Genomic DNA, 4,393 nt, shown 5'->3' on the forward strand with positions numbered 1-4,393 from the left:
GGGCGAGGATGCTCATCACGTCGCCCGGAGGCGCCGCGAAGGTCACGGTGCGCTGATCGGTCAGCTCGGACTGCGGCGGGACGGCGGGCTTGACCGGCTCGACCAGGTCGGCGAGGCCGGAGGAGTGGTTGGAGGCGGCCGGCTGGCGGTGCGGCAACGGGCCCTGGACGGTGGTCGCCTCGGGGTCGACGGAGGCCGCCACGGGCCGCGGCTTGGCGGTGCGGTCGGCGCGCTTGCCCGGACGCTCCGAGCGGCGCTCGGCGGGCCGGCTCGGCTGCCGCTCCGCGGGACGGTCGCCCCCGGATTCGGCGGGCCGGTCGGCGCGGCGCTCTGCCCGGCGTTCGGTGGGGCGTTCGGTGGGGCGCTCGCGTTCGACGGGGCGGGAGGCGCCCTTCCTGGCCGCCACGGTGCCACCGGCGCCGAAGCCGCCCTCCTCCGCGTCGCTGCGGATGTTGGCCCAGAACTCCTCGTCCTCGTCGTCGGAGGTCGGGTTGCCCCATTCGTCGACGCCACGCCGGCCACGCTGACCGGTGCGCACCGGTTTCGGCGCCTTCGGCTGGTCGATCGGACTGAAGTCGGGGCTGAAGTTGTTCATCCGCGGCTCGTGCGCGGCGAACTCGTCCGTGGAACGAGCGTGGGTCGACTCCTCCTTCTTGGCCATCTCCTTCAGCCGTTCCGGAGGAAGCGAGCTCTCCCTGCGGTTCATCGAACGCATGCCCAGTGCCACGACGACGAGCACGAGGAGCACGACAGCGACCAAGCTCACTACGACCGCGATCATTGCACCACCCTCAAAGCCATGGCCTCCCTTTGGCACCGATGAGATCGCGCGGCCATCGACGCGATCTGCCCCCTTTGATCACCAGTGCCTAACGATTGGATCTGATTGTGTCGGACCACTATGAGCGTTGTCACACCCTACGTGAAGAATTGGTACATCAGTACTACACGTCGTGTTCGACCCCTCACTGAAGGTCGACCGCGGTGAGCCGTCCACGGGCTATGGTCTGATCCGCGATCTGCTTCAAGATCTCGGGAAGGTCGAGGGGAGGGGCTCCCTCCGGCCTTTTGACCTTGCCGTTCAGCGTGTAGACGGTGAAGCGGTAGCTGCCCGGATCGCAGGGGGGATCGTAGCCCGCCTTCCCACTCGGCAAGGGCGCCTGCCCGGCCCCTTCCGGGAGCTCCTCGGCGGCGTTGGGGCCCAGCTCCGTCGTGGTCGCCGGGATGTTGTAGAGCACCCAGTGCACGGTGGACGTCGACGATGTATGGCTGTCGACCACGATCGCGATCGACTTCGCCTTGGACAGCGGCTGGCTCGACCAGCGCAGCGGCGGGCTGCCCTGGGTGCCCTTGCAGGAGTAATCGCGCGGCAGCGGCTCGCCTTCGCGCAACTCCGGGCTCGAGACATTGACCTCCGCGATGTCCTCGGCCTGTGATCTGCCGATGAGGCTGCTGCAGCCCGACAGCGCGAACGCGACGGTCACCGCTGTCACACTGACAGCGATGCGGCGCACGCGTGTCGCCGTGTTACACAGCCCCATGACGGACGATGCTACGCGGGTCTCGGCGGTGTGCAGACCGTTTCCCGATGGTCGGTGGCCGGTAAAGGATCCGAAACCGGTCAGAATCACAGCATCCCGGCCGTGAGGTAGGGCACAAGGACGCCCTTCCACTCCTGGGGGACCCGGATCGGGCCTTCCTGCGGAACCCAGTCTGGCCTGCTGGTTCACCGTGGCAGGACTCGGAGTGCGATCTCGTACGGTGACCGACAAGACGGACATCGTGCCGGTTGCCGGCCACGCGGAAAAATCAGGTGCGCCAGATCGTACCGAACGGTAAAGAGAGCGACGATCAGCGTCGGGAGCGGGCGCGAACGGCGGCTGCCACGTGCGTGAGGGCGCTCGCGCTGTGGTGCGGTCCTGCGCTCGCTCGCCGGGCCTGGCTGGCACGTACGTGGCGCCGCCGACGTGGCCAGGCTCGACAGCCTGCGGCCGGCCGCCACCGAGCATGGCACCTGCCCATGGAGGCCGTCGGCAGACACGCCGGGACGGCCGGTCGATCTTTACCGCCCGCAAGCCGATCTCCATGCCTGATTCGCGCCCTAAGCTGGTCTTGTGACCTCATCAGGCCCGATCCGCGATCCGGCGAACCGCGTCTCGCCCAAGGCCGTACGCCTGTGGTTGATCGAGTCGTCGATCGCGTTCGTGTTCTTCCTGGGCGGCTCGCTGCTGGTGTCGCGGTGGCTCGACGGCAGCCGATGGTGGTGGGTCCCCGGCTGGTACGCCGACAACTCCTGGCTGCTGCCCGCCGCGGTGGTGGTCCTGCTCCTGCCGTTCCTGGTGGCCGAGCCGTTCGTACGGTACGCCGTGCACCGCTGGGAGCTCTCAGGCGACGTCGTCTACGCCAGGTCGGGGTTCTTGACCAGGGAGTGGGTGTTCGTGCCCGTGAGCCGCATCCAGACGGTCGACAAGGGGCAAGGATGGCTGGAGCGGATGCTCGGTCTGGCCACGCTGGAGATCCGCACCGCGTCCCATGCCGGCTCCTCGACGATCAAGGGCCTCGACTACGGCGTGGCGGCCGGGCTCGCGGAGCAACTCGCGCACCGGGCCGAGGAGCTCAGGGACGATGCCACATGACCGCGCCCACCGCTGCTCACCCGGGACGGCCCAAGGAGATGCGATGACCGGCCACGGCGCGCCTCACGACGGTCCCGAACCCGCACCCGGCGGCCCGCCTCCACCGGACCGGGCCACCCCGCCGGACGCGGAGGGCGATCCCGCGCCCGAAGGAGGCGTCCGCCCCCAGCCGGCGGCATCCCAGCCCCGGGGCTCGCACCCGGACGACGGGCCTTCCACGAGGCCTGGCGGCGGTCCTCCGCCCCCGGCCCGCGCGCCGCTGCGGCTGAGCCTCAAGGTGCTGCTCATCGATCCGGTGCGCATGCTGCCCTCCCTCCTGCTCCCCCTGGTCGGCGTCCTGTTCGTGGGCGGCTTCTCGGCCCGCTCGTACGGCTGGGCGGCCCTGGGCGTCGTCGGCACCGTGGTGTTCGCGATCGTCAGGTGGGCCACCTTCACGTACGAGATCGTCGGTGACCGCCTGGAGACGAAACGTGCGTTGATCAGCCGGTCCGTCCGTACCATCCCGCTGGAGCGGATCCGCGGCGTCGACGTGTCCACCCCGCCGATGCACCGGCTGCTCGGCCTGTCCGTACTGAAGATCGACACGGGGGCGAGCGGCGGCGACGAGGAGGCCGAGCTCAACGGGGTCTCCCTGGCGGAGGCCGAACGCCTCAAAGCGGTTCTCCTGCGCCGCGCGGCCCGTCCCGTCGGCCACGAGCCCGGCGTGCAGGAGGCGGAGCCCGCCGAACAGGAGATCATCCGCGTCCCGCGCAGGTGGCTGCTGTACGGGCCGCTGTCCGGCGCGTACCTGCTCACCCCCTTCGCGCTCCTCGGCGGTGCCGTGGGACTGGCGTTCCAGTGGGGAGACGACCTGGGGTTCGGCCGGGACGCCGCCCTGACCGTCGGGGAATGGTTCTGGGAGCGCCCCTACCTGCTGCTGGTCGTCGCGCTGCTGCTGGTGCTGGCGATGCCGTTCGTGGGCGGGCTGATGTACGCGGTCTTCAACTGGGACTTCTCCCTCAAACGGCGCGGCCGCCACCTCGTGGCCGAGCGAGGGCTGATCAACCGGCGGAGCGTCTCGCTGGAGTCGGCGCGCGTACGCGGCTACGAGATCGTCGACGGCCTCGCCGAACGGTGGGCCCGCGTCGTACGCGCCTGGGCCATCGTGACCGGGCTCGGCGACTCGGAGACACGCGGGCAACTCCTGCCCGACGTCCCCCGCGCCGTGGCCTTCCAGGTGACCGGCGACGCGATCGGCCCCTTCCGCACCCGGCTGCGCCCCCACCCGCCTGTAGCCCGCCGGCGGCGCCTCTTCCGCGCCGTCGCCCCCTGGCTCCTGGTGGCGACGGCGAGCCTCGCGGGCGTCTGGGCGACCGGCTCGGTGGTGTGGCAGATCCTCCTGGTGCTGGCGCTGCTGCTGGCCGGCGCCGGGGTTCCGCTGGGACTCGACAGGTACGCGTCGCTGGGGCACGGCTACGACGGGGTGCGCCTGTCGGTGCGCTCAGGGTCGCTGCGGCGCTCCCAGGCCGTGATCGAACGCCGGGCGGTGGTGGGCTGGCGGCTGCGCCAGACGTGGTTCCAGCGGCGTGCCGGCGTCCTCACCCTGATCGCCGGGGTCGGGGCGGGCAAGGGCGGTTACTCGGCGCTCGACGTGTCGGAGGCGCAAGGGGCCGGTTTCCCCGCCGAAGTGACGCTGCGGCGCTCCCAGGCCGTGATCGAACGCCGGGCGGTGGTGGGCTGGCGGCTGCGCCAGACGTGGTTCCAGCGGCGTGCCGGCG

General features: G+C 70.9%; 4 protein-coding genes. 2 read left to right on the forward strand and 2 right to left on the reverse strand.

Annotated elements, in window-relative coordinates; all coding sequences use genetic code 11:
* The coding region (locus E1292_RS49550) for a hypothetical protein (RefSeq protein WP_220447457.1) at window positions 1-781 on the reverse strand (781 nt) is incomplete at its 3' end.
* A 184-nt stretch (window positions 782-965) separates the two neighbouring features.
* Window positions 966-1,484, reverse strand: a complete 519-nt coding sequence (locus E1292_RS49555) for a YbhB/YbcL family Raf kinase inhibitor-like protein (RefSeq protein ID WP_246091040.1) — start codon at window positions 1,482-1,484, stop codon at window positions 966-968.
* 630 nt (window positions 1,485-2,114) lie between these two features.
* On the opposite strand from E1292_RS49555, the gene E1292_RS49560 reads away from it, so the two are divergent.
* Both E1292_RS49560 and E1292_RS49565 read left to right on the forward strand, forming a co-directional pair.
* Window positions 2,115-2,636 carry a PH domain-containing protein gene (locus E1292_RS49560; protein ID WP_246091042.1) on the forward strand — a complete coding sequence of 174 codons (522 nt, stop codon included), beginning with the start codon at window positions 2,115-2,117 and terminating at the stop codon, window positions 2,634-2,636.
* Between the two features lie 43 nt (window positions 2,637-2,679).
* Window positions 2,680-4,393 (forward strand): PH domain-containing protein (locus E1292_RS49565; RefSeq protein ID WP_246091043.1); only part of this gene is annotated, 1,714 nt, incomplete at its 3' end.

The sequence above is a fragment of the Nonomuraea deserti genome (genome assembly GCF_004348685.1).
Classification (GTDB): domain Bacteria; phylum Actinomycetota; class Actinomycetes; order Streptosporangiales; family Streptosporangiaceae; genus Nonomuraea; species Nonomuraea deserti.